We start from the raw sequence: 24,132 nt of genomic DNA, 5'->3' as shown, positions 1-24,132 counted from the left end.
GGCATCGCGGCGGGGCACTGCGACCGGGCGCAACCGTTCCAGGAGGTCACATGTCAGTCGCCGCCGACAGTCGTTACGGCCCCGCCCCGCTGCCCGCGGCGCGCGGGCCCGTCTCCGCCGCGCTGCTGGCCGCGCTGCGCGAGGCGCCGCACCCGCTGCCGGCCGGGCTGGGCGCACACCTGGACGCGGTCGCCGCGCCGCTGACCGACGAGGACCTGCAGCTCACCCTGTTCCTCTGCTACGAGCTGCACTACCGGGGCTGGTCCGGCGTCGACGAGACGTGGGAGTGGGAGCCGTCGCTGCTGGCGCTGCGCGCCCGCGCCGAGCGGCCGTTCGAGGCGGCGCTGCGTGAGCTGGCTGGCCCGCCCCCGGTCGTGTTGCCGGCCGCCGTGCCGGGTGCGCTGGCGGACCTGGTGGCCGCCGACGACGGGCCGCCGCTCGCTGCCGCGCTGCAACGCCGCGCGGACCTCGGCCGGTTCCGCGAGTTCGTCACCCACCGCTCGATCTACCACCTGCGCGAGGCCGACCCGCACAGCTGGGCGTTGCCCCGGCTCGGCGGGCCGGCGAAGGCGGCGCTCGTGGAGATCCAGACCGACGAGTACGGCAACGGCCGGCTCGACCGGATGCACGCCGAGTTGTTCCGCACCACGATGGACCGGCTCGGCCTGGACACCGGGTACGCCGCCCACCTGGACCTGGTGCCCGCGGTGACACTGGCGACGAACAACCTGATGTCCCTGTTCGGCCTGCACCGGCGGCTGCGCGGGGCGCTGCTCGGGCACCTGGCCGCCTACGAGATGACCTCGTCGCTGCCGAACCGCCGCTACGGCAACGGACTGCGGCGGCTGGGCTTCGACGCGGCCGCCACCCGCTTCTACGACGAGCACGTCGAGGCCGACGCCGTGCACGAGCAGATCGCCGCGTACGACATGTGCGGCGGGCTGGTCCGGGCCGAGCCGGCGCTCGCGTCCGACGTGCTGTTCGGGGCCGCCGCCGCGCTGGCGGTGGACGCCCTGTTCGCCGCGCACCTGTTGGACGCCTGGTCGGCCGGGGAGTCGTCGCTGCGCCAACCCGCCCGGGTCCCCGCCGCAGCCTGACCCCGGGGTCAGCCCTCGCGGTCGCTGCCGGCGCGGAAGCCCGCCACCTTGTGCGTGCCGTCGCAGAACGGCTTGATCGCGCTCTTGCCGCACCGGCACAACGCGACGGTGCCCCGGCGCGTCTCGATCGGCGTGCCCTCGGGCGTCACCAACGCGAAGTCGCCGCGTACCAGCAGTGGTCCGTCCCGGTACGGGGTGATGGTCGCCGCCGGGGTGCTGTCGTCGTCGGGCATGCGCGGTGCAGTGCCCGTCCCGGTCCGGCCCAAACCCGCCCGCGACGACGGCCACGCGGCGCGACGGCGTACCTGGGTGCCGCGGGCGGTGCCGATACCGGGCGGGCCTTGGTCCTGACCCGTGGGGAGATGCCCCGTTTAGACCCCAGAGGGACGGGAAGCCGGGCCGCGTGGTGAGCGAACGAGTCGAACGGACGCCGGTCAACGGCGCGGGGCTGCCCCCGGAGCGGGTGGTGGCGGCCGGCAGCGCCGCCCGGGTCCTGGTCGCCGCGACCGCCCGGGCGCTGCGCGGCGACGACTGCGGCGACCTCGGCCACCCGGGTCCGCTGTCCCGCCTCACCGGCGCCCCCGAGCCGGTACGCCGGGCCGCCGCCGTCCGGGCCGCCGGGCGGGCGGCGCTCACCACCGACGAGATCGCCGCCGTGGACGCCGAGCGGGTGGCCGGGTGGTTCACCGGGCAGTACCCGGACCGGCGTTACCCCGGCGTGCTGCTCGGCTCGCCGCACGGTGCCGCGGCCCACCTCGCGGCGGCGCTGGGCGTGCCCTGGCTCCCGGCCGGGTTCGAACTGGCCGGCCAGTGGGCCCGGGGGGCGGTGGACCGCCCGGACGCCGCGTACGCGCACGGGGCGACGCTGGCGGCCCGGCTGCTCGACGCCAACCCGTGCGTGCACGTACGCCAGGTGCACTGTCCGGCCAGCCGGGGCGCGGCGGCGGGCGCGGCGGTGACGTTCGCGGTGCGCTGGCGCACGTTGCCGGAGGCGTACGCGCGCTTCCTGTCCGACCGGCTGGAACCGGCCGCGCCGGTGCTGCTGCTGCACGACGCCCGCACCTGGCCGGTACGGGACCGCGGCGACGGGCACAGCTTCCAGGCCGGCTGTCCGGCCGGCGGCTTGGACCCGGTCGACTTCCACCCGGACGCCCGCGCGCTGGGCCGGGTGCTGCGCGCGGCCGGTGGCGAGGAGACGCGCTGGACGGCGCCGGAGGTCACGGTGGCGGGCGCGTTCGCCGAACACGGCGTGGAGTCCGGTTTCGAGCACGACGCCCGCTCCTTCGGCGACCGGCACGGGCATCCGCTGCACCGGGTGGTCGTACCGCAGCCGGACGCGCTGAGCGCGGTGACCGCCGACCTGTACCGGGGCTGGCTGCGGCGGGCCGGCAAGACCGGTAACCGGCTGGTGGTGGAGTGCGGCCGGCTGCTCGACCCGGGGCAGGTGGTGCGGGCCGGCCTGGTGCCCTACTGGTGCGAGAACGCCACCACGCGCCGGGTCGCGGGCGTGGAGTGGTGGCTGGCCGGTAGCGAGCCGTTCAGCTCGGTGGACGTGCTGCCCGAGCCGCCCGGCCTGCGTTCGCCCGCGTACGCGGGCCTGCCCCAGTGGCTGGCGGTGGCCGGCTTCGGGCGCCGCCGGCGGGCCCTGGACCGGGGTGCCGCGCGCGGCTACCCGGTCGCCTCGGTACCGACCCGACGTGCCACGGAGGTGTTGCGCAACCAGCCCTGCGACCTGCCCGTGCCGCCGCCGCTGCGGATGGCCGAGGCCCTCACCGCGCTGCGTGACGCGGGCGCGCACCAGGGTCTGCTGGTCTGCTGAACCCGCCGCCGGGACCGGCTGTCCGGCCAACCTGGCGAAACTTCCTCGCGATCCTGCGGTCCGTGATTGAGTACCTACGGAGCGGGAAGACCGCTCGCCGCGAAACGGCCCACGACGCCGTGCGGCGGGCAGCCACCGCCTTCGACGTATCCGTCACGTAACCCAACTTCCTCACCCGGTGCGTGGTCCGACCACGCGCACGACCGGTTCCGACCGGGCGGGGGTTCTTCGGCGAGGGGGCGCGGATGTTCGGACAGACCACCACACCCACACCACCGACCACCGACCGGGGTCTGGAGGACCTGGACGCGGCGGCGCTCGCGTACGCGGCCCGGATCGAGGGCCTGCCACCGGAGCGGCGGCAGGAGGCGCGCGACGACCTGGTCCGGTTCGCGCTGCCGTTCGCCGGCCGGCTCGCCCGCCGCTACCGCGGGCGCGGTGAGCCGCTGGAGGATCTGGAGCAGGTGGCCCGTCTCGGCCTGGTCAACGCCGTCGACAGGTACGACCCGGAACGCGGTTCGTTCACCGCGTACGCGGCCATTACCATCGTCGGCGAGATCAAGCGGCACTTCCGCGACCGCACCTGGGGCGTCCACGTCCCGCGCCGGCTGCGGGACCTGATCCTCGAGGTGGGTCAGGCGACGGCGACGCTGACCAGCGAGCTGTCCCGCGCCCCGACCGTGGCCGAGCTGTCCGTCCGGCTGGAGACGCCGGAGGAGGAGATCCTCGCCGCGCTGGAGTCGGCCGCCGGCTACAGCCCGGCCTCGCTCAACGCGCCGGTGGGCGGGGAGAGCTCGGCCGAGTTCGGCGACCTGGTCGGCGAGTCCGACCACGCGCTGGAGTCGGTGGACGACCGGGTCACGGTCAGCGGCCTGCTGCACCGGCTGCCCTGGCGGGAGCGCCGCATCCTGGCGATGCGCTTCTACGGCAACCAGACCCAGGCGGAGATCGCCGCCCGGTTCGGCATCTCGCAGATGCACGTGTCCCGGCTGCTGTCGCGGGCGCTGACCTGGCTGCGTCAGGCGATGCTCGCCGACGCACCGCCGCCCTGGCAGAACGGCACGGCCGAGGCCGTGCCGGCGAAGGCACGGATCTCGGTGAAGCAGAACGGCGACCGGGTGGTCGTCGAGGTCGGCGGCGAGGTGGACCGGGCCGGCGCGGACCAGTTGCGCCGGGCGGTGCTCCAGGCGGTCACCGGGCAACCTCGCGAGGTGGTGGTCGACCTGGTCGGCGCCGGCGGCTTCGACGCCGGCGGGATCGCCGCGCTGATGGCCGGCCGGGAGGCCGCCGCGCGTACCGGGGTGCCGCTGCGGCTGACCCGGGTGCAGCCGGCGGTGCTCCGCTCGCTGACCGCGGCGGGACTGCCGGCCGCCGACTGAGAGACCGGCACGTGACGCGCCGGCTCCCGCCACGGAAAGCCGACGCGCGGCGTACGACGAGAGGGCCGGCACCGCACGGTGCCGGCCCTCGTCCGCCGTCTCAGTTCTCCGGGGTGTCGCCGTGCCCGCGCGGGTGCCGCCACCTGTCGTTGGGCTGGTCGGCGCGTTCGGCGTTGAGCGCGCTGCCCTCCGGCTCGTCGGTCTCCTCGAAGCTGGGCCGGCGCACCTCCTCCGGCTCCGGCACCTCCACCGGACGCGCGCCGGACTGCGGCGCCGGCTGGTACTCCACCGCCTCGCGTGCCCCGTACGCGCCGCCCGCCGACGGCGACTCCGGCACGTGCCGCTCGTGGTGCAGCTCCTCGCGGAACGACTGCGGCGGTTTGGTGGTGCGCTGCGGCAGGTCCCGGCCCAGGTCGGAGACGAGCGGCCCGTACTTGAGGTCGAACGCCGGCCGCTCGGAGCGGATGCGCGGCATCCGGTCGAAGTTGCGCAGCGGCGGCGGGCAGGTGGTGGCCCACTCCAGCGAGTTGCCGAAGCCCCACGGGTCGTCGACTGTGACCATCGCGCCGTACCGCCACGACTTCCAGATGTTCCAGATCACGAACAGGGTGGACGCGCCGAGCACGAACGAGCCGATGCTGGAGATGGTGTTCAGCGTGGTGAAGCCGTCGCCGGGCAGGTAGTCGGCGTACCGGCGGGGCATGCCTTCGCTGCCGAGCCAGTGCTGCACCAGGAAGGTGGCGTGGAAGCCGATGAACATCGTCCAGAAGTGCACCTTGCCCAGCCGCTCGTCGAGCAGCCGCCCGGTCATCTTCGGGAACCAGAAGTAGAGGCCGCCGAACGCGGCGAACACGATGGTCCCGAACATGACGTAGTGGAAGTGCGCCACCACGAAGTAGCTGTCGGTGACGTGGAAGTCGACCGGCGGGCTGGCCAGCAGCACCCCGGTCAGGCCGCCGAGCAGGAACGTCACCAGGAAGCCGATGGCGAACAGCATCGGCGTCTCGAATGTGAGCTGTCCCTTCCACATGGTGCCGATCCAGTTGAAGAACTTCACTCCGGTGGGGACCGCGATCAGGTAGCTCAGGATGCTGAAGAACGGCAGCAGTACCTGCCCGGTGGCGAACATGTGGTGCGCCCAGACCGTCATGGACAGCACGGTGATGGCGATGGTGGCCAGCACCAGGCCGGTGTAACCGAAGATCGGCTTGCGGGAGAACACCGGGATGATCTCGGTGATGATGCCGAAGAACGGCAGCGCGACGATGTAGACCTCGGGGTGGCCGAAGAACCAGAACAGGTGCTGCCAGAGCATCGGCCCGGCGGTCGTCGGGTCGTAGACGTGCGAGTGCAGGATCCGGTCCGAGGCGAGCGCCATCAGCGCGGCGGCCAGCAGCGGGAACACGAAGATCACCAGGACGCTGGTGAGCAGCGCGTTCCAGGTGAAGATCGGCATCCGGAACATGGTCATGCCCGGCGCGCGCAGCGTCACGATCGTGGTGATCACGTTGACCGCGCCGAGGATCGTGCCCAGGCCGGACACGACGAGGCCGACCACCCACAGGTTCCCGCCGACGCCGGGGGAGTGCGGCGCGGTGCTCAGCGGCGTGTACGCCGTCCAGCCGAAGTCCGCCGCGCCGCCGGGGGTGGCGAACCCGCCCACGACCATCAGCGCGCCCAGGAAGTACAGCCAGTACGCGAACGCGTTCAACCGGGGGAACGCCACGTCGGCGGCGCCGATCTGCAGCGGCACCAGGTAGTTGGCGAACCCGAAGAACAGCGGGGTGGCGAACAGCAGCAGCATGATCGTGCCGTGCATGGTGAACATCTGGTTGTACTGCTCGGGGGAGACGAGCTGCATCCCGGGCCGGGCCAGCTCCACCCGGATGACCATCGCCAGGACCCCGCCGACGATGAAGTATCCGAACGACGTGACCAGGTAGAGCAGGCCGATCTGCTTGGCGTCGGTGGTGCGCAGCAACCGCCACAGCGCGTTGCCCTTCACCGCCTCCCGCACGGGCCCGGGATAGCCCCCGAACCGGGCCGGCGCGAGGATCGCGGGCCCTCGGTCTCGCGCCGGTTCCGTGACTACCCGCTTGGGCATGGCATCTCACCCCGTGTGACGACAGACAGGACGGGCGGGCGTACCCGGCCCTCTGCCCATGTAACCAGGCGAGAGTGGAGAATTCGGTCAGTTCGCCGGGAGCATGGCCCAGACGACCTTGCCGGCACCGACCGGAGTGCTGCCCCAGCGCTGGGTCAGCTCGCGGACCAGCATCAGCCCACGGCCGCCCTCGGCACGCGGATCGCGGCTGCTCACGGCACGGGCGTCGGCCGGGCTGCCGTCCATCACCGCGACCCGCAGGTACGGCCGGCGCAGCGTCAGCGTGACGTGCATCGGGGTGCCGGCGTGCCGCACCACGTTGCCGACCAGCTCGGTGAGCACCAGTGACGCCGGCCCGGCCAGCTCCGGCACGTTCCACCTGCCGCACGCCTCCGTGACCAGCTCCCGGGCCCGCCGGCAGGCGCCGGCGACCGGCTCCAGCCGGGCCCGCAGCCGGGGTGCCGCCTCCGCCCCGGCCAGCGCCGTCGCCTCGGCGCAGTCCCGGCGCACCGGCACCACCCGGCAGGCGGTGGTCTCGTTCAGCCAGGCCGCCGTCTCGGCGCAGGGCGCGGCGAGCACCATCGGCACCGCCGGCCAGTCGGCGGCGCGCCGCGCGGCGGCGGCGAAGACGGACAGCGCCAGCGGCTCGCCGACCTCGACCTCCTCCAGGTCGACCACCAGAGCGTCCGGCTGCGCGGCGAGGCAGTCGTCGAGCACCTCGTGCACCGCACGCATCGTGCCCAGGTCGAGCGCTCCGGCCAGCCGTACGACAGTGACCGGCGACTCGTCGCGGACCTCGCACCTGATCCGGGTCACCATCGCCGCCTCGTTTCCTTCTCGTCGCCACAGGGACGCCCGGCCGGGACGCTCGCCGCCTGCCCGCAACCGGAGGACTACGGACGTACCCGGGCCCCGGACCGGCGAAACCGGGCGCCGGGGACCGCCGGGCCACAGGTCAGCGGCGATCCCCGCGCCGCGCCGCGACCAGCCCCAGCGCCAGCATGGCGGCGCCCAGCAGCAGGTGCAGCCACGAGTCGGCGCGGTTGACCGCGAGCGCGTTCGCCGCGTCGCGCCTGTCCACCGCCAGACCGAAGAGCCACAGCGCCAGATAGACCGCACCGGCACCGACCAGGAACGCGCGGGCGCCGGCGACGGTACGGGCCAGCACCAGCCCGGCCACGCCGAGCACCAGGTGCACCAGGTTGTGCACCGCCGAGACCTGGAACACACCGAACAACCGGGCGCCGGAGCCCGGCCCGGCGAAGCGCAGGTCCGCGTAGTCGCTGGTGACACCCGGCACGAAGCCCAGCGCGCCGAGCAGCAGCAGGAGCACGGCGAACCCGGAGGCGACCCGGCGTACCGGCGCCCGCCCGTCGGCCGGGTTGCGCCGCGCCCGGGAGTGCGCCATCGAGTTCGTCACGCCGGCCTCCTCGCCACCGCGGGAAGCGCCGGTTTCCCGCGGCCGGCGGGGGCAAACGCCGGCCCGGCCGCGCTCGGGCGGCCGGGCCGGTGACGCTCAGGCCGGCTGCAACGGCTTCGTCACACCCGCCCGGACCCGGTCGTACAGCTCCACGTACCGCTGTGCCATCCGGGCCGGGGTGAACCGCCCGGCCGCCTCCCGCCGGCACTCGGCCGGCTCCAGCCCGCCCGCGGCGAGCACCAGGTCACCCAGTTCCTCCTCGTCGCCGGTGAGCAGGCCGGTACGGCCGTGCTCGATCAGCTCCGGCAGGCAGCCCCGGGCGGTGGACACCACAGGCGTGCCGAGCGACAGCGACTCGACCACCGCCGTGCCGCCCGGCTCCTCCCAGCGCAGCGGGAACAGCGACGCCCGCGCCGAGGCGACCAGGTCGTCGCGCTCCCGCCCGGCCACCGTGCCGACCCAGCGCACCCGGTCGCCGTCGACGTGCGGCGCGACCTCGTCGTAGAAGAAACGGACGTCCGGGTTCTGCCGGGCCTCGTCACCGGCCGCGGCCAGATCCTCCGGCCGGTGGTACGGGCCGACCGGCCCGGCCAGCACCAGCCGGAAGCCGGCCTCCTGCGCCAGCCGGGCGCCCAGGTCCTGCCCCTTGCCCGGGTTGATCCGGCCGAGGATCACCACGTGGTCGCCCTTGGCCACGGGCGCGTACCGGTCCGCGTCCACCGCCAGCGGGGTGGACAGGTGCACGTGCCCCACCGAGTGGGCGCGCAGCGCCTCCGGGGCGCGCGCCAGCTGCGAGGCGGACACGCCGTTGACCCGTACCCGGTCGCCGCCGTCGAGGTTGCCGTACAGCTCCGGGTGCTTGGCGAGATCCCAGTGCAGCGTGTGCAGCACCGGCGGGGCGTCCGGGCCCATCGCGGCGAGCGTCGCCAGCCCGACCGCCTCCACGTGGTCGTGCACCAGGTCGATGTCGTCGCGGGCGTGCAGCGCCCGCACCACCCCGGACAGGTGCGCCTGGGAGACGCCGCAGACCTGGTTGTACGGCCGCTGCAACGCGTGGAACTGGCCGTCCGAAAAGACCGCGATCCGCTCGTCGACCGGCAGCGTGCTGCTCTCCACCGAGGCGAGCACCACCCGTACGCCCAGCCGGCGCAGTTCCGGCACCAGCGTGGCGATCACGTTCTCGATGCCGCCGTAGCCCGGCGGCGGGACGGACAGCCACGGCCCGGCGTTCATCAGCACGGTGAGCGTCATGCGCTGTCCTCTCCGAAGTCCTGGCCGGTCACGCGGCCGCCACCCGGCGGCGGGGAAGGCGCTGCCGCATCTGCGCCAGCGGCGGGCGTTCCTGCACCGACACGTCGCTGACCACGATCTCGCGGTCCAGGTTGGGCAGCGCCTCCGAGCCGCCCCGGCGGAACTGGGTCAGCAGCGCGGTCGGCGCCACCCCCGGCGCCGCCCACCCGCGCCGTTGCAGCCGCGACCAGGCGGTCAGCATGATCTGCGCGGACATCCGGCCCAGCGCGGCGGTGTCCTGGTGCCGGTGCTTGCGCTCACCCAGGTCGACCTGGGCCAGCGCGTCCAGCCCGACCAGCTCCAGCAGGTCGATCAGCATGGCCGTCTCGACGCCGTACCCGGTGACGAACGGCACCCGTTCCAGCACCTCGCGGCGGCCGGCGTACTCGCCCGCCAGCGGTTGCACGAACCCGGCCAGCTCCGGCCAGAACAGGTTCAGCAGCGGCCGGGCCATCAGCTCCGTCACCCGGCCGCCACCGTCGGGCTCCACGCTCGTCGCACCGACCAGCGGCCGGTGGTAGAAGCCCTTCACGAACTGCACGCCCGGATCCGTCAGCAGCGGCCCGAGCAGCCCGGTCACGAAGTGCGGCCGGAACTCACGCAGGTCGGCGTCGACGAACGCGACCACGTCCCCCTCGGCCGCGGCCAGCCCGGCCCAGAGCGCGTCGCCCTTGCCGGCCAGCCGGGGCAGCCCGCGCGTCATCGCGTCCTGGCTGACCACCTCGGCGCCGGCCGCGCGCGCCACCTGCGCGGTCCGGTCGGTGGACCGGGAGTCCACCACGATCAGTTCGTCGACGAGCGGCACGCGGTCCATCAGGTGTTCCCGGACGGTCGACACGATCGCGCCGACGGTCGCCTCCTCGTTGCGGGCCGGCAGCACCACGCTGATCCGGCTCGCACCCTTGGCCCGTACCAGTCGCCGCGCCGGCCAGTCGTCGGCGGTGCTGGTGCGGTACGTGGCCCACGCCTCCACCACAGGTGAGACGGTCGAATCTGATTCCCGCACGGGCACCCCCATTGATGGTGGAATCGCGGACCATGGTTTTCCCAGTCCCGCATCGGCGCTAACCGGATCTTGCCCAACATCCTGATCACCTGGCGCGTACCGGGAGGTTCCGGGCGGATGAACGTTGCGTTGCGCACGGCTCGGCGTTTGGCGCGCGGCGAGCGGGGGGAGTGGGACCGCAGTCTTCCAGTCGTGGCGAGAGGGTTGGTCGGATGCGTACCTGCCGGGTGGGACTAGTCGGAGCCGGTGGGGTGGCGCAACGCCACGTCCGGGTGCTCACGGGCTTCGAGGACGTGGAGCTGCTCGGCGTGACCGACGTCGCACCGGACGCGGCGGGCGCGCTCGCCGGCACGTACGGCGGCCGGGTGTTCCGCGACGTGGACGAGCTGCTCGCGGCCGGCCCGGACGCGGTGTACGTCTGCGTGCCGCCGTTCGCGCACGGCCCGGTCGAGGAGGCGGTGGTCGCCGCTGGCGTGCCGATGTTCGTGGAGAAGCCGGTGGCGCTGGACCTGGAGACCGCCGAGCGGGTCGCCACGCTGGTGCAGCAGCGCGGCCTGCTCACCGGCGTCGGGCACCACTGGCGCTACCTGCACGTGGTGGAGGAGGCCCGGCGGCTGCTCGCCGACCGTCCGGTGCGGATGGTCAACGGCGCCTGGCTGGACAAGGTGCCACCGGTGGCCTGGTGGGCGCGGCGGGACCGGTCCGGCGGCCCGGTCGTCGAGCAGGCCGCGCACGTGTTGGACCTGGTCCGGCTGCTGGCCGGCGAGGCGGTCGAGGTGACCGCGTACGGCGACGGCAGCCCGCCGCCGGTCGACGGCGCGGACATCGACTCGGTGACCGCCGCCACACTGCGCTTCGGCTCCGGCGCGGTCGGCACGCTCACCGCGTCCTGCGTGCTCGGCTGGAAGCACCGCGCCGGCCTGGAGATCCTCGCCGACGGGCTGGCGCTGTGGCTGGCCGAGGACGGCCTGACCGTCCGCGACGGCGACGGCGAGCGGCACCTGCCCGCCGACCCGGACGGCGCGCGGGTCGCCGTCGACCGGGCGTTCGTTGACGCCGTGTGCGGCCTCGGCGACGACGTCCGGGTGCCGTACGCCGAGGCGCTGCGCACCCACCGGCTCGCGCTCGCGGTGGCCGAGTCGGCGCGTACCGGTCGGCCGGTGGCGCTGCCGACCGGCCCGGCGTCCCGGCTCACCGCGCCGGTCGCGGACGCGGGGGTGGGCGTCGATGCGTGACCGGGTGGTGGTGGTCGGCGGCCCCGGCCGGGTCGAGCTGGCCGAACTGGACGCGCCGGAGCTGCGCGAGGGCACCTTCCGGGTGGAGACGCTCTACAGCGGCGTGTCCGCCGGCACCGAACTGAGCTTCGTCAAGGGCACCAACCCCTACCTGCACGTCACCTGGGATGCCGCGCTCGGGCTGTTCCGGCCCGGCGCGGCGAGCACGCCGTACCCGGTGACCCGGCTCGGCTACATGCAGGTCGGCCGCGTGGTGGAGAGCCGGACCCCGGCCGTCGCGGTGGGCGAGGTCGGCGCCATGACGTACGGCCACCGCAGCGGCTGGGTCGCCGACCCGCTCACCGAGCGGTTCGTGCCGCTGCCCGACGACCTGGACCCGATGCTCGGGGTGTACGTCGCGCACATGGGCCCGATCTGCGCCAACGGGCTGCTGCACGCCGCCGCCGACCTGTGCGGCGCCGACGTGCGCACACTCGGCGACGGCGTACGCGGGCGCCGGGTCGCGGTGGTGGGCGGCGGCGTGGTGGCGCTGCTGACCGCGCTGTTCGCCCGCCGCCACGGCGCCGCCTCGGTGGTCGTGGTCGACCCGACGCCGGCCCGGCGGCAGGTCGCCGAGGCGCTCGGCCTGGACACGCTCGACCCGGACGCGGACGACCCGGCGGTGGTGCTCAAGACGCGGTGGAACCACGCCGCCGGGGACCGGGGCGCCGACGTGGTCTTCCAGTGCCGGGGCCAGGACTGGGCGTTGCGGCTCGCGCTGCGCCTGCTGCGTCCGCAGGGCACGGTGATCGACCTGGCGTTCTACCAGGCCGGCGCGGACGCGGTCCGGCTCGGTGAGGAGTTCCACCACAACGGGCTGTCGCTGCGCTGCGCGCAGATCGGCCGGGTGCCGCGCGGGCTGGCGCCCACCTGGGACCGGGAGCGGCTGTCGGCGGAGACGATCGAGCTGCTGCGCCAGTTCGGGGACGTGATCCGCAAGCACCTGGTCTCGGCCGTGGTTCCCCTGGACGAGGCCCCCGCCCTGCTGACCGACCTGGCCGACCGCCGCCGCACCGAGCTGCAGGTGGTCCTCACCCCCTGACACGCCCCCGCCCGAACGCGTCGATCATGAGGTTGGCGGTGACAAAACGGACACAGAAGGCCGTCAACCTCATGATCGACGGAAGCGGGCCGGAAGGGGTGGGCCCGGCACGCGGCGGGCGGGGGTCACAATCGGCTCCGGTTCGCGTACCGTTGCCGCTCATGGGTGTGTCGCAACGGTTGAAGACCAGGTTCCGCCGGTTCCTCCAGCGCCCGGGGACGACTGTCGACCTGGCGCCGCTGGAGAAGCTGCTGCCGGCGATCGAGGCGCGCGAGGCGGACCTGGAGCAGCTCGCCGACGCCGAGCTGACCGAGGCCGCGGGCCGGGCCACGGGGTACGAGGAGATCTGCGCGGTCGGCCGCGAGGCGGCCCGGCGCGGGCTCGACCAGCGCCCCTACGACGTGCAGCTGCTCGGCGCGATGGCGCTGCTGTCCGGCAAGGTCGCCGAGATGGCCACCGGTGAGGGCAAGACACTCACCGCCACCGTCGCCGCGTACGGGCACGTCCGGCTGGGCAACGGCCCGGTGCACGTGCTCACCGTCAACGACTACCTGGCCCGCCGCGACGCCGAGTGGATGACCCCGGTCTACGACCTGCTCGGGCTGAGCGTCGGCTGGGTCAACGAGGCGTCCACGCCCGAGGAGCGGCGCGCCGCGTACGCCTGCGACGTCACCTACGTGTCGGTCAGCGAGGCCGGCTTCGACTTCCTCCGCGACCAGCTCGTCACCGACCTGGCCGACCGGGTGCAGCCGCCGCTGAAGACCGCGATCGTGGACGAGGCCGACTCGATCCTGATCGACGAGGCCCGGGTGCCGATGGTGCTGGCCGGTGCGGTCGGCGGCGAGCAGGACCCGGTGCACGCGGCCGCCGCGCTGGTGCGCGGGCTGCGCAAGGGCAAGCACTACACGGTCGCCGACGACGGACGCAGCGTCGCCTTCACCTCCGTCGGCCTGGCCACCGTCGAGGCCAAGCTCGGCGGCATCGACCTGTACGACGCCGAGCACGTCGGGCAGCTCTCCACGGTGAACGTGGCGCTGCACGCGCACGCCCTGCTGCACCGCGACGTGGACTACATCGTCCGGGACGACTCGGTCGAGCTGATCGACGAGATGCGAGGCCGGGTCGCGCAGCGCCGCCGCTGGCCGGACGGGCTCCAGGCCGCGGTCGAGGCGAAGGAGGGCCTGGACGCCACCGCCGAGGGTGAGGTGCTGGGCACGATCACCGTGCAGGCGTACATCGCGCTCTACCCGACGGTCTGCGGCATGACCGCGACCGCCGTGCTCGTCGGCGACCAGCTCCGCGAGTTCTTCGGCCTCGAGGTCGCGGTGATCCCGCCGAACACCCCGTGCGTCCGCGAGGACGAGCCGGACCGGATCTACGCCACCCGCGCCGAGAAGGAGGAGGCGCTGGTCGACGAGATCACGCGCTGCCACCAGGCGGGGCGGCCGGTGCTGATCGGCACCCTCGACGTCAAGGAGTCCGAGGGACTGGCCGCCGCGCTCAACGCGGCCGGGGTGTCGTGCGTGGTGCTCAACGCCAAGAACGACGACGACGAGGCCGGCATCATCGCGGAGGCCGGCGCGTACGGCGCGGTGACTGTCTCCACCCAGATGGCCGGGCGGGGCGTGGACATCCGGCTGGGCGGCAGCGACCAGGCCGACCGCGACCGGGTGGCGGAGCTGGGCGGCCTGTACGTGATCGGCAGCGGCCGGCACGACAGCCGCCGGGTCGACGACCAGCTGCGCGGCCGGGCCGGCCGGCAGGGCGACCCGGGCGGGTCGGTGTTCTTCGTCAGCCTGGAGGACGACCTGGTGGTCCGGCACGCCGGCGACACCGTGCCGGCCTCGCCCCGGATGAACGCCGACGGCCTGGTCACCGACCCGCAGGTCGACTACGCGGTCGAGCACGCCCAGCGGGTCGCCGAGGGCGTCAACCACGAGATCCACCGCAACACGTGGCGCTACAGCCAGGTGATCGAGCAGCAGCGCAAGGCGCTCGCCGAGCGCCGGGAGCGGCTGCTGACCAGCGACATCGCCGCGCTGATGCTGCTGGAGCGGGTGCCGGAGAAGGCCGGCGAGATGGACGAGGACCTGCTCGCCGACGTGGCCCGCAAGATCGCCCTCTACCACCTGGACCGGCTCTGGGCCGACCACCTGGCCGAGTTGTCCGAGGTCCGCGAGGGCGTGCACCTGCGGGCGCTGGGCCGGCTCGACCCGCTCGACGAGTTCCACCGCAGCGCGGTGCCGGCGTTCAACGCGCTGGTGCCCGAGATCGAGACGCGGACCGTGGCCACGTTCGAGGAGACCGAGTTCGACGAGGGGTGGGAGCCGGACTCGTCGAAGCTGGTGCGGCCGAGCGCCACCTGGACGTACCTGGTGCACGACAACCCGTTCGGCTCGGAGCTGGACCGGCTGATCGCCTCGGTGGGCCGGCGGCTCATCTCCGGGTCGCGCTGACCTGCGCCGAAGGCCCCTTCCGGTGCGCCGGGAGGGGCCTTTCTGCGCGGTTTCGCCGGCGGTCTGCGAGGGTAGTAGGCCGGGGCCCGGCCACAGGAGGGACGGACATGGGACAGGCAACGGTGCCGGACGGGGAGACCGCGTGGACGGGGGAGGCTCCGGCCCGGTGAACCTCCACACGCGCCAGCCCATGATCGACAACCTCGGCGTGCTGGAGACGGCCGCGCTGCTGCGCGAGCTGACCGCCGGCCTGATCGGCGTGGCCCGTTTCGACGAGGCGCTCGACCGCCTGGTCCGCATCGCCCGCGACGTCGTGCCGGGCGTGGACTGCTGCGGCTTCACCGTGCTGCGCGCCGGTGAGCCCGCCGGGGTGGCCGCCTCCGACCCGGACCGGGCCGAGCTGGACGACCTGCGGCACGGCCCGGACACCCCGGCGATGACGGCCATCCGCCGCCGGGAGATGATCATCGCGGGCGGGCTGTCCGGCGAGACGCGCTGGCCGGCCTGGAGCGAGCGGGCCCGTACGCTGGGCGTGCACGGGGTGATCTCCGCGCCGGTCGACGTGGACGAGCAGGTAATCGGCGCGATCAACCTGTACGCCGGGTCGCCCGACGCGCTCACCCCCCGGCACCAGCTCACCGCGATGCTGCTCGCCGAGCACGCCGGGCTGCTGCTGGCCGCCGCCCGCGACCGCGAGCGGGCCGCCAGCCGGGCCGACGAGATCGACGACTCGCTGCTGGCCGAGGGGGTGATCGGGCAGGCCGTCGGCGTGATCATGACGCAGCGCGGCTGTCCCGCGCCGGAGGCACTTCGGGTGCTGCGCAGCGCCGCGTCCTCGCTGGACATCCCGCTGCGCCAGGTGGCCGAGCGGCTCGTGCTGACCGTCTCCCGGCCCCGGGACAACTGAGCGACAGTCGTTTCGCCCCGCGGCACCTCGGGTAGCACTCTGGACTGGTGAACTGCGCCGACCTGGGGAGGAAGCGATGCAGAGCCGACTGCGGGTGCAGGGGCATCCCATTCAACCGATGCTTGTCACGTTCCCGTTCGGCCTGTTCGTGTGCGCCGCGATCTTCGATCTGGCCGATGTGGCGGGCGGCCCGGCGTTCCTCGGTGAGGTGGGCTACTGGACCGCGGTGGCCGCGCTCGTCGCCGCCGGGCTCACCACGGTCGCCGGTCTGGTCGACCTGTGGGACGTCCGCGCCGGGCGCACCAGCCGGACCGTCCTGGCGTTCAACCTCGTCAACGCCGTGATGGCGGCGCTGTTCCTGCTGTCCTGCCTGATCCGGGCGAGCGCGCCGCAGCGTGACGCGACGGGCGTCCTGCTCGCCGCCGAACTCGTCGCCCTCGCGGTCGGCGCGGTCGGCGTGGCCCTGGGCGCGCGGCTGATGCAGCAGTTCGACCGGGCCACCGAGCCGACCGGCTTCGAGCCGGTCGGCGGCGTGCCCGCCGGGTCCACCGTCGAGATCGCGCGTCCGCGCCCGTTCTGACCCGCCGGCGCCACGGGCCGCCGTCCGTCGGGCGCTGGTGCGGGCTCCGCCGCGCAGGCCCTGGGCACCGGCAGCACCGCCCGTCGGCTGCGCCGAAATGCGTTGCCGCGGCCGCCGCCGGGCGGCAGGCTCACGGGCATGGTCCGCATGTTCTCCGAACTCGTGGCCGAGGCCGAGGCGGCACCGGTCGAGGGGTGGGGCTTCGAGTGGCTGCGTGGCCGCGCCACCGAGGAGCGCCCGCCCTGGGGGTACGCGCGCCGGGTGGCCGACCGGATGGCCGGCGTGACGGCGGCGCTGGACATCGACACCGGCGGGGGAGAGGTGCTGGCCGAGGTGCCGGCGCCGCCGCCGCTGCTGGTCGCCACCGAGGCGTGGCCGCCGAACGTGCCGGTGGCCCGGCGCAACCTGCGCCCGCTCGGCGCGACTGTGGTACGGGTGGCCGACCGGCCGCCGCTGCCGTTCCGGAACGCCGCCTTCGACCTGGTCGTGAGCCGTCATCCGGTGCACACGTGGTGGGACGAGGTGGCCCGGGTGCTGCGCCCCGGCGGCACCTACCTGTCCCAGCAGATCGGCCCAGGCACGGTACGGGAGTTGAGCGAGGCGATCCTCGGGCCGCTGCCGCCACCGGAGCACCGTCACCCGGAGGCGGCGGTTGCCGACGCGCGTGCCGCCGGGCTCACCGTCGTCGACCTGCGCGAGGCCACGCTGCGTACCGTCTTCCACGACATCGGCGCGGTGGTGTGGTTCCTGCGCAAGGTGGTCTGGACGGTGCCCGGCTTCACCGCCGGCCGCTACACCGACGAGCTGCGCCGCCTGGACGAGCGGATCCGCGCCGAGGGACCGTTCGTCGCGCACGCCCGCCGCTTCCTCATCGAGGCGCGCCGGGGTTGACCGGGCCGGGTCGGTGCGCCGCGGCGTGGTGCGCGGCCAGCACGTCGGCGCCGAAGTCACCGGCCGGGCGGCGCAGCACGGTGTGCGCGTGGTTGCCGTCGTCGGTGGTGTTGTCGTACTCGATCAGCAGGTCCTCGCCCTGCACCCGGTAGTAGTGCCGCCGGCCCGGCTCGACCGGTCCGGCCCAGGCGAAGTGCAGCTCGCCGCCGTCGAGCCGGTCGGCCTCCCGGGCCGCCAGCTCCGGCGGCAGCCGGTCCAGGTAGAGCGCCACGAGCCGGTCGAGCAGGGCCCGGCCGGTCGGCCGCAGCCGCCCCCGGGGTACGCCGAGCGGGTCGAGCCGGTCCGGTGCGGTGGCCCGGGTGGCGCTGATGATGTCGGCGGGCGCCTCGTCGGCGATGATCGCGGCGGACCGGCCGCCCGGTCCGAGCGCGTCGAGCAGCTCGCGGGCCAGGTCCTCCTCGGGGCCCAGCGGCCGGGAGACCGGGCGCCCGGCGTGCCGGACGGTGGCCGGGTTGGCGCCGAGGAAGACCGGCGCGGGGCAGACCCGGTCGTCGGCGACGGTCATGCTCACCGACAGGTGGTGTCCCTCGAACCGCCAGGCCCAGTAGTCGTCGCGGGCCGGGTCGCCGAAGACCGCCACCCAGTAGTCGCCGCTGTGCCGGCCGCGCCGCCAGTCCTCGGCCCGGTCCAGCACCTCCTCCAGCGCCATGACGGTTACGGCCTGCGCGTACGCGGCCGGGCTGAGGGCGGTGGCGAGCAGCCGGTGCGCGGCCTTGCGGGCGTCGACGTCCAGGCCGGCGAGGGTGACGCCGGGCCGGGGCCGGGGCCGGTACTCCAGCCACCGGCGGGCCGGTTCGTCGTCGAAGGTGTGCCGGGCGGCGTGGCGGGCCGGCTCGTCCAGCGCCGCCAGGAACGCCGCCGCCGCCGTGCGCATCTGCTCGGGTACGGGATCCTCCACCGTCCCTGTATACCGCCCGCGGCTCACGCGCGGCCGAGCAGCGCCAGCATGTCGGGCAACTCGAAGAACCGTGCGGTCTCGACCGCGGACGGGCCGCCGTGGTCCGGGTCGGCGCCGGCGTCGAGCAGCGCGCGGACCGCCCGCTCCTGGCGCCGGAACACCGCCGCGGCGAGTGCGGTCTGGCCCCGGTCGTTGACCCGGGCCGGGTCGGCGCCCCGGGCGAGCAGCGCGGCCACCGTGTCCGGGTGGGCGTGGTACGCGGCGAGGATCAGCAGCGTGTCGCCCTTGGCGTTGGTGAGGTTGACCGGCAGCCCGGCGTCCACGTTGGCCGCCAGCTCCTCGGTCGAGCCGGCCCGGGCCAGGTCGAACATCCGGTGGGCGAAGGCGATTGTCTCGTCGTCGAGTTCGTCGGGCATCCGCCCAGGCTATGGCGTCGTGGCCGGATACGCCTGGTAGCTTGCGCAGCCGGGCACGGGAGGCGCGCGCATGGACGATCGGGTGTACGTGGGCAACGCGGCGGTGGACGGCGCGACCGACGCGGGCTGGCTGCTGGGCCACTTCAAGCCGGCCGGGGACGTGCGGCACAGCACCGACGTGGAGGTGAAGTGGGGCGTGCACCCGGCGGGGGAGACCCGGTCCCGGTGGGCCACCGGTGAGCGGCGTACCGCCCTGCTGGTGCTGATCAGCGGCGCGTTCCGGATCGAGTTGCCGGACCGGACGGTGGTGCTGCGCCGGCCCGGCGACTACGTGGTGTGGGGCCGGGGCGTGGACCACTCCTGGTACGCGGAGCGGGAGTCCACGGTGCTCACCGTCCGCTGGCCGTCGGTGCCGGGTTACCAGGTGGAGCCGCCGGTGCGGCGGTGAGTGCGCCCCTCGTCCCAGCATCCGGTATCACCTACCTGGCGTGCCGGGGCGGTGCGCTGCTGGTGGACATCCGCCCAACCGGCAGCCGGCGCGTCCGCCACGGCGGCGCCGAGACCCCGCTGACCCGCATCGATGACGACCTGCTGCGGTTCCTCGCCGAACATCCCGCCGGATGTTCACCCGCCGGCAACTTCTCACGAGCGTCTGGCGCTCCGAGCACGCGGTGGCGCGCACCGTCGACGTGCACGTGCGCCGGCTGCGGGCCAAGTTCGGGCCGGACACGCCGCTGGTGACCAGCGTGTACGGCGTGGGCCACCGACTCGCCGACGATCCCGCGATCGTCGTGGACCACGACGCCTGACCTCGGCGGACCGGCGCGCGGCGCACCCGTCCCCGACGTGCGACACGTTCACGTTCCCGGCCGATCCGCCATTGTGAACCCCCCGGGGAGACCCCCCGTACCATCCCGAATCGGTGCTCTGCTGTAATCAACGGGCCTCGCACGCAGAGCGAGCGCACGGCTGCGATGTGTTCGTCAAATGTCACATTCATGCAACGCAGCCGCCCCTTGACCCTCGCAGAGACGCCGGGAAGCATCGATGAAGCGGCGTCCCGGGCCGTGGGGAGATACCCGGACCAGTCCAAGGAGGACCATGTCGGTCAGCCCCGCCTCGTCGCGCGCCGGATGGCATACGTCCCAACCCGCGGTCCCCGGACGTCCCCCCGGCGGCCAGCGCCGTCCCGCCAACACCGCCGCCGCGCCCATGCTCACCGTCACCCTCACCATCCCCCTCGCCTGCGAGGAGTCGCTCACCCCGGCCGCCCGCCGGCTCCTCGACGCCGCCCGCGAGATGCTCGAACGCGGCGACGCGGTGGTCAGCGTGGGCACCGTCCCGGCCGAGCGCCGCCCCGACGCCGTCCCGGTCGGCCGCGCTCCGGCCCGCCCGCTCGCCCCGACCATCCCGGCCCTGCACATCCTCGCGTCGTCCCGGTCGGTGCTGCGGGACGGCGAGCCGCTGCCGCTGACCCGCCTGGAGTTCGACCTGCTGCTGCACCTGGTCGCCCACCCGCGCCGGGTGTTCACCCGGCTGCAGCTGCTCAACGCCGTCTGGGGGTACGAGCACGCCGGCGTCCGCACCGTCGACGTGCACGTGCGCCGGCTGCGCGGGAAGGTCGGTGTGGACGTCCCGCTCGTCACCACCGTCTACGGCGTCGGCTACCGGCTCGCCGACGACGCCCGGGTCACCATCGACCGCACCGGCTGACCACCGGGACCACCACCGGACGACCGCCGCCGGACGGAGCCCCGACCGCCCGGAGGAGACCAGGTGGTGACCGGCCCGCCCGCGCGGCACGATGGTCCGATGCGCGTGCGACCGATCAGTCCCGACCTGCTCGTCGACGAGCTGGCCGCGCGTCTGGTCCGCACCGGGACGCCCGGCCGGCTGCGGGTCGCCGTGGACGGGCCGCCCGCCGCCGCGCCGGACACGCTGGCCGAAGCCCTGATCGACCCGCTGCGCGCCGCCGGCCGGCCGGTGCTGCACGTCCGCGCCGACGACTTCCTCCGTCCCGCCTCGGTACGCCTGGAGCACGGCCGCACCAACCCGGACGCCTACTACGAGGGCTGGCTCGACGAGCCGGGGCTGCGCCGCGAGGTGCTCGACCCGGCCGGCCCGGACGGCTCCGGCCGGCTGCTGCCGTCGCTGTGGGACGCCGCCGCCGACCGGGCCAGCCGCGCCGCGTACGTGGACCTGCCCCCCGGCGGGGTGGTCCTGGTCAGCGGCGCGCTGCTGCTCGGCGGCGCGCTGCCGTTCGACGTCACCGTCCACCTCGTGCTCTCCCCGGCGGCGCTGGCGCGGCGCACCGAACCCGCGCTGCGGTGGACCCTGCCCGCCTTCGCCCGCTACGCCGGTGAGGTCGACCCCGCGTCCTTCGCCGACGTGGTGGTCCGGGCCGACGACCCGCGCCGTCCAGCGCTGGTCGAGGCCACCTGACCAGGGGTTCCGGACTCACCGAAAACACTCAGGCACCAGCCGGTTTGACCCGCCGAGGGCGGGGGTAATCGCCCGGCTCACAGAGCACGGGTGATCTCGTCGCCCGCGCTCGCACAGTCGGACCGGGTCCGGGGCGCTGGCCGCCCCGGACCGGTATGAGGACGTTGGAAAGGCAGGCAGCGATGCTCGTCCACGACACGACAGCCACGGGCCGCTCCCAGGCGGAGGTCGACCAGATCCGGCAGTCCCTGCGGTCGCGGTACGACGAGCTGACCGCCGAGTACGAGCAGACCATGGCGCAGAGCCAGGTGCTGCGGCTGGTCGAGGTCGGCGACACCGCCGGCGACGACCAGGCCGACAGCGGCACCAAGACCGCCGAGCGGGACACCGCGCAGTCGCTGCTGCGGACCATCCTGGACCGGCGGGCGCAGTTCGAGCACGCGCTGACCCGCCTGGACGAGGGCACCTACGGCTTCTGCGAGGGCTGCACCGCGCCCATCCCGGTGGAGCGGCTGGAGATCTTCCCGTCCGCCACCTCCTGCGTGGCCTGCAAGCAGACCCGGGAGCGGCGGGCGGCCTGAACGCCGTTCCGGTTGCCGGTCGGTCCTCCGACGCGGTGGACTGTCCCCATGGGTGAGATCAAGGTGGGCACCGCCTCGTGGACCGACCGGACCCTGCTCGACTCCGGCTGGTACCCGGCGGGCGCCGACACGCCGGAGAAACGGCTGTCCTACTACGCCCGGCAGTTCCCGCTGGTCGAGGTGGACGCCACCTACTACTCGCCGCCGGCCGAGCGGACGGCCCGGCTGTGGGCCGAACGCACCCCGGCCGGGTTCACGTTCAACGTCAAGGCGTTCAGCCTGCTGACCGGCCACCCCACGCGCGTCTCCGCCCTCTACAAGGACCTGCGCCCGGAGACCGACAAGCGCACCGTCTACCCGGACGACCTGCCCGCGCAGGCGTACGAGGAGGTCTGGACCCGGTTCCTGTCCGCCCTCGACCCGCTCGTCGAGGCCGGCAAGCTGGGCGCGCTGCTGTTCCAGTTCCCGCCCTGGTTCACCATCAAGCGGGCCAACAAGCAGTACCTGCTGGAGGTGCAGCGGCGGTGCGCGCCGCTGCGCCCGGTCGTCGAGTTCCGGCACGCCTCCTGGTTCGACGGCGACAACGCCGAGGAGACGCTCGGGTTCCTGCGCGAGCACGAGCTGCCGTTCGTCTGCGTGGACATGCCGCAGGGACACAAGTCGTCGATCCCTCCGGTGCTGGCGGCCACCGCCGACCTCGCGGTGGTCCGGTTCCACGGGCACAGCGACAAGTGGACCAGCAAGGACATCCACGAGAAGTTCGGCTACGACTACTCCGAGCGGGAGCTGCGCGACTGGGCGCCGAAGCTGCGCGAGCTGGCCGGCCGGGCCGAGCGGACGCACGTGCTGATGAACAACTGCTACCAGGACTACGCGCAGCGCAACGGCACCACACTCGCCGGCCTGCTGGACGCCTGAGCGTCTCACCCGGTGCGGGTGAGGCCCGCTCACCCGCCCCCGCCGCAGCATGGAGTGTGGGCGCCGGCTCGGGCGCCGCGACGAGGAGGTGGGTCATGACGGTACGGGTGGTGGCGGACCGGCGCCGCGGTGGCGTACTGCACGTGGTCGGCAGCTCCGAGGCGCCACGGCGGGGCGAACGACCCGGCCGGTTCAGCCCGACCCGGCTGTGGCGGGGCCCCAGCGGTCCGCCGCGCCGCGCCGACGACCGACGCTGGGAGACCGAAGCACGGGGGTGAGCCCGATGGCCGAACAGCTGTTGTCCGCGTTCGAGTCCTCGCTGGACAAGACGAACGTGATGCTCAAGGAGATCGAGTCCGCGTACGGCTGGCCGAAGGAACAGCGCAACCAGTCCTACGCCGCGCTGCGTACCGTCCTGCACCTGCTGCGGGACCGGCTGCCGGTGCAGGAGAGCGCCGAGTTCGCCCAGCAGTTGCCGGTGCTGGTGCGCGGGATCTACTTCGACGGCTGGCAGCCGGAGAACGTGCCGATCAAGCTCAACCGCGACGACTTCCTGTACGAGGTGCGCCAGAGCTTCCCGTACGACGTCCAGGGCGGCGCGCAGCGGGTGGTGCAGGTCGTGCTGGACACGCTGCGCCGGCACGTCACCCAGGGCGAGTGGGAGGACGTGAAGGCCACGATGCCGCGTGACCTACGTCAGATGATTCCCTGATCCGGCACGGGACCGGCCCGTCCCGCCCCCTCGGCGGGGCGGGCCACGGGCGTCCGGGACACCGGCCGCCCGGCCGGGTGGAACCGCTCCCGGCCAGTCCCGGTGCTGCCAGCCCGACGTGGCGACCAGGAACATCGCCGCGCCCGCTCAGGTACGCCCCGTGTGCCCGCAGCGACGCCACGCCCCGGTCCGGTTGCCGGCGTCGCGGACCGCGTCCATCGTGGCCCGGCCGCAGGCGATGTGGTCGGCCTGGTTCAGCGCGTACGCGCTGAACCAGGCCGACCCTGCTGCGGGCCGACGGGATCGAGCCGGTGCTGGTGCTCGACGACGTCTTCGCCGAGCTGGACTCCGGTCGGCGGGAAGTTGTCGGTCAGCACCGAGCTGGCGTCCGCCCGTTCCGGCCGCTTGCCCGCGAACCGTCCGTACGACGAGGCCCGGGCGTCTACGGTGTGGTTAGAGAAGATCGGGTGTGGGGTACCACCCGCTGCACACGGACCCCGGCACCACGCGGGGCGGCACACCGAGGGAGCACCCATGGCATTGAACGACGACGACATCCAGAGCAGCGGCGGCAGCGGCCTGGAGGGCCCGGCCGACGGCGGTGCCACCCCGGGCCAGCACGACGGTGGCGCGGACGGCGGCGCGGAGGGTCCGGCTGACGGCGGCGCGACCCCGGGCCAGCACGACGGTGGCGCGGACGGCGGGGCCGAGGGTCCGGCTGACGGCGGCGCGACCCCGGGCCAGCACGACGGTGGCGCGGACGGCAGCGCCGAGGGTCCGGCCGACGGCGGCGCGACCCCCGGCCAGCACGACGGCGGCGCCGACGGCAGCGCCTGACAC

At 74.3% G+C, this 24,132-nt stretch carries 26 protein-coding genes; 18 read left to right on the top strand and 8 right to left on the bottom strand.

Annotation, left to right across the window (positions count from 1 at the left end):
• Positions 1-50 precede the first annotated feature (50 nt).
• Entirely contained in the window at positions 51-1,097 is a 1,047-nt protein-coding gene (locus C569_RS0124750) for an iron-containing redox enzyme family protein (RefSeq protein ID WP_018788431.1), read from the top strand.
• An 8-nt stretch (positions 1,098-1,105) separates the two neighbouring features.
• On the opposite strand, the gene C569_RS0124745 is transcribed toward C569_RS0124750, so the two are convergent.
• Positions 1,106-1,330: a CDGSH iron-sulfur domain-containing protein gene (locus tag C569_RS0124745; RefSeq protein ID WP_018788430.1), complete on the bottom strand. Its 225-nt coding sequence runs from the start codon at positions 1,328-1,330 to the stop codon at positions 1,106-1,108.
• Between the two features lie 170 nt (positions 1,331-1,500).
• On the opposite strand from C569_RS0124745, the gene C569_RS0124740 reads away from it, so the two are divergent.
• Positions 1,501-2,916: a hypothetical protein gene (locus tag C569_RS0124740; protein WP_018788429.1), complete on the top strand. Its 1,416-nt coding sequence runs from the start codon at positions 1,501-1,503 to the stop codon at positions 2,914-2,916.
• Positions 2,917-3,161: 245 nt separating this feature from the next.
• Entirely contained in the window at positions 3,162-4,295 is a 1,134-nt protein-coding gene (locus tag C569_RS0124735) for a SigB/SigF/SigG family RNA polymerase sigma factor (protein WP_018788428.1), read from the top strand.
• A 100-nt stretch (positions 4,296-4,395) separates the two neighbouring features.
• Here C569_RS0124735 and ctaD read toward each other — a convergent pair whose 3' ends face one another.
• The 5 genes from ctaD to C569_RS0124710 form a co-directional block, all read right to left on the bottom strand.
• Positions 4,396-6,399, bottom strand: coding sequence for a cytochrome c oxidase subunit I (gene ctaD, locus C569_RS0124730; protein ID WP_026268603.1), 2,004 nt, complete (start codon positions 6,397-6,399; stop codon positions 4,396-4,398).
• A gap of 87 nt (positions 6,400-6,486) precedes the next feature.
• On the bottom strand, positions 6,487-7,218 hold the full coding sequence (locus C569_RS0124725) for an ATP-binding protein (protein WP_018788426.1): 732 nt from the start codon (positions 7,216-7,218) through the stop codon (positions 6,487-6,489).
• A gap of 136 nt (positions 7,219-7,354) precedes the next feature.
• A complete protein-coding gene (locus tag C569_RS0124720) occupies positions 7,355-7,807 on the bottom strand; it encodes a DUF4383 domain-containing protein (RefSeq protein WP_026268602.1) in 453 nt (150 codons plus the stop codon).
• Positions 7,808-7,915: 108 nt separating this feature from the next.
• The gene (locus C569_RS0124715) at positions 7,916-9,070 is read right to left on the bottom strand and encodes a glycosyltransferase (RefSeq protein WP_018788424.1); all 1,155 of its coding nucleotides are present in this window, start codon (positions 9,068-9,070) and stop codon (positions 7,916-7,918) included.
• A gap of 28 nt (positions 9,071-9,098) precedes the next feature.
• The gene (locus C569_RS0124710) at positions 9,099-10,127 is read right to left on the bottom strand and encodes a glucosyl-3-phosphoglycerate synthase (RefSeq protein WP_196806779.1); all 1,029 of its coding nucleotides are present in this window, start codon (positions 10,125-10,127) and stop codon (positions 9,099-9,101) included.
• Between the two features lie 200 nt (positions 10,128-10,327).
• Between C569_RS0124710 and C569_RS0124705 the strand changes: the two genes are divergently transcribed.
• From C569_RS0124705 to C569_RS0124680, 6 genes are all read left to right on the top strand, one after another.
• Complete coding sequence (locus C569_RS0124705) at positions 10,328-11,350, top strand: Gfo/Idh/MocA family protein (RefSeq protein ID WP_026268600.1); 1,023 nt, start codon at positions 10,328-10,330, stop codon at positions 11,348-11,350.
• Positions 11,343-12,431, top strand: coding sequence for a zinc-binding dehydrogenase (locus C569_RS0124700; protein ID WP_018788421.1), 1,089 nt, complete (start codon positions 11,343-11,345; stop codon positions 12,429-12,431). The genes C569_RS0124705 and C569_RS0124700 overlap by 8 nt, the downstream gene beginning before the upstream one ends.
• Before the next feature lie 161 nt (positions 12,432-12,592).
• Positions 12,593-14,887: an accessory Sec system translocase SecA2 gene (gene secA2 / locus C569_RS0124695; RefSeq protein WP_018788420.1), complete on the top strand. Its 2,295-nt coding sequence runs from the start codon at positions 12,593-12,595 to the stop codon at positions 14,885-14,887.
• A gap of 190 nt (positions 14,888-15,077) precedes the next feature.
• Positions 15,078-15,794, top strand: coding sequence for a GAF domain-containing protein (locus C569_RS0124690; RefSeq protein WP_018788419.1), 717 nt, complete (start codon positions 15,078-15,080; stop codon positions 15,792-15,794).
• A gap of 76 nt (positions 15,795-15,870) precedes the next feature.
• On the top strand, positions 15,871-16,374 hold the full coding sequence (locus tag C569_RS0124685; RefSeq protein WP_026268598.1) for a DUF2231 domain-containing protein: 504 nt from the start codon (positions 15,871-15,873) through the stop codon (positions 16,372-16,374).
• A gap of 138 nt (positions 16,375-16,512) precedes the next feature.
• Positions 16,513-17,265, top strand: coding sequence for a class I SAM-dependent methyltransferase (locus C569_RS0124680; RefSeq protein ID WP_018788417.1), 753 nt, complete (start codon positions 16,513-16,515; stop codon positions 17,263-17,265).
• Here C569_RS0124680 and C569_RS30995 read toward each other — a convergent pair.
• Positions 17,243-18,223 carry a DUF3500 domain-containing protein gene (locus C569_RS30995; protein ID WP_051090532.1) on the bottom strand — a complete coding sequence of 327 codons (981 nt, stop codon included), beginning with the start codon at positions 18,221-18,223 and terminating at the stop codon, positions 17,243-17,245. The two genes, C569_RS0124680 and C569_RS30995, sit on opposite strands and share 23 nt — an antisense overlap.
• A gap of 23 nt (positions 18,224-18,246) precedes the next feature.
• Complete coding sequence (locus tag C569_RS0124670; protein WP_018788415.1) at positions 18,247-18,639, bottom strand: ankyrin repeat domain-containing protein; 393 nt, start codon at positions 18,637-18,639, stop codon at positions 18,247-18,249.
• A gap of 70 nt (positions 18,640-18,709) precedes the next feature.
• Here C569_RS0124670 and C569_RS0124665 point away from each other — a divergent pair, with 70 nt between their 5' ends.
• From C569_RS0124665 to C569_RS0124625, 9 genes are all read left to right on the top strand, one after another.
• Entirely contained in the window at positions 18,710-19,087 is a 378-nt protein-coding gene (locus tag C569_RS0124665; protein WP_018788414.1) for a hypothetical protein, read from the top strand.
• Positions 19,088-19,259: 172 nt separating this feature from the next.
• Entirely contained in the window at positions 19,260-19,448 is a 189-nt protein-coding gene (locus C569_RS33380; RefSeq protein ID WP_018788413.1) for a winged helix-turn-helix domain-containing protein, read from the top strand.
• Between the two features lie 292 nt (positions 19,449-19,740).
• Positions 19,741-20,352, top strand: coding sequence for a winged helix-turn-helix domain-containing protein (locus tag C569_RS0124655; RefSeq protein WP_026268597.1), 612 nt, complete (start codon positions 19,741-19,743; stop codon positions 20,350-20,352).
• A gap of 99 nt (positions 20,353-20,451) precedes the next feature.
• Positions 20,452-21,081 carry a uridine kinase gene (locus tag C569_RS0124650; protein WP_026268596.1) on the top strand — a complete coding sequence of 210 codons (630 nt, stop codon included), beginning with the start codon at positions 20,452-20,454 and terminating at the stop codon, positions 21,079-21,081.
• A gap of 182 nt (positions 21,082-21,263) precedes the next feature.
• Entirely contained in the window at positions 21,264-21,662 is a 399-nt protein-coding gene (locus tag C569_RS0124645) for a TraR/DksA C4-type zinc finger protein (protein WP_018788410.1), read from the top strand.
• A 48-nt stretch (positions 21,663-21,710) separates the two neighbouring features.
• On the top strand, positions 21,711-22,580 hold the full coding sequence (locus tag C569_RS0124640) for a DUF72 domain-containing protein (RefSeq protein ID WP_018788409.1): 870 nt from the start codon (positions 21,711-21,713) through the stop codon (positions 22,578-22,580).
• A 95-nt stretch (positions 22,581-22,675) separates the two neighbouring features.
• Positions 22,676-22,858, top strand: a complete 183-nt coding sequence (locus C569_RS0124635) for a hypothetical protein (RefSeq protein ID WP_013286051.1) — start codon at positions 22,676-22,678, stop codon at positions 22,856-22,858.
• 5 nt (positions 22,859-22,863) lie between these two features.
• Positions 22,864-23,292 carry a DUF2267 domain-containing protein gene (locus C569_RS0124630; RefSeq protein ID WP_026268595.1) on the top strand — a complete coding sequence of 143 codons (429 nt, stop codon included), beginning with the start codon at positions 22,864-22,866 and terminating at the stop codon, positions 23,290-23,292.
• A gap of 534 nt (positions 23,293-23,826) precedes the next feature.
• The gene (locus C569_RS0124625) at positions 23,827-24,129 is read left to right on the top strand and encodes a hypothetical protein (protein ID WP_026268594.1); all 303 of its coding nucleotides are present in this window, start codon (positions 23,827-23,829) and stop codon (positions 24,127-24,129) included.
• Positions 24,130-24,132: the final 3 nt, after the last annotated feature.

It is taken from the genome of Micromonospora sp. CNB394, assembly GCF_000374985.1.
In the GTDB taxonomy this organism is placed as follows: Bacteria; Actinomycetota; Actinomycetes; order Mycobacteriales; family Micromonosporaceae; genus Micromonospora; species Micromonospora marina.
This window is presented reverse-complemented; position numbering and strand designations above follow the sequence as displayed.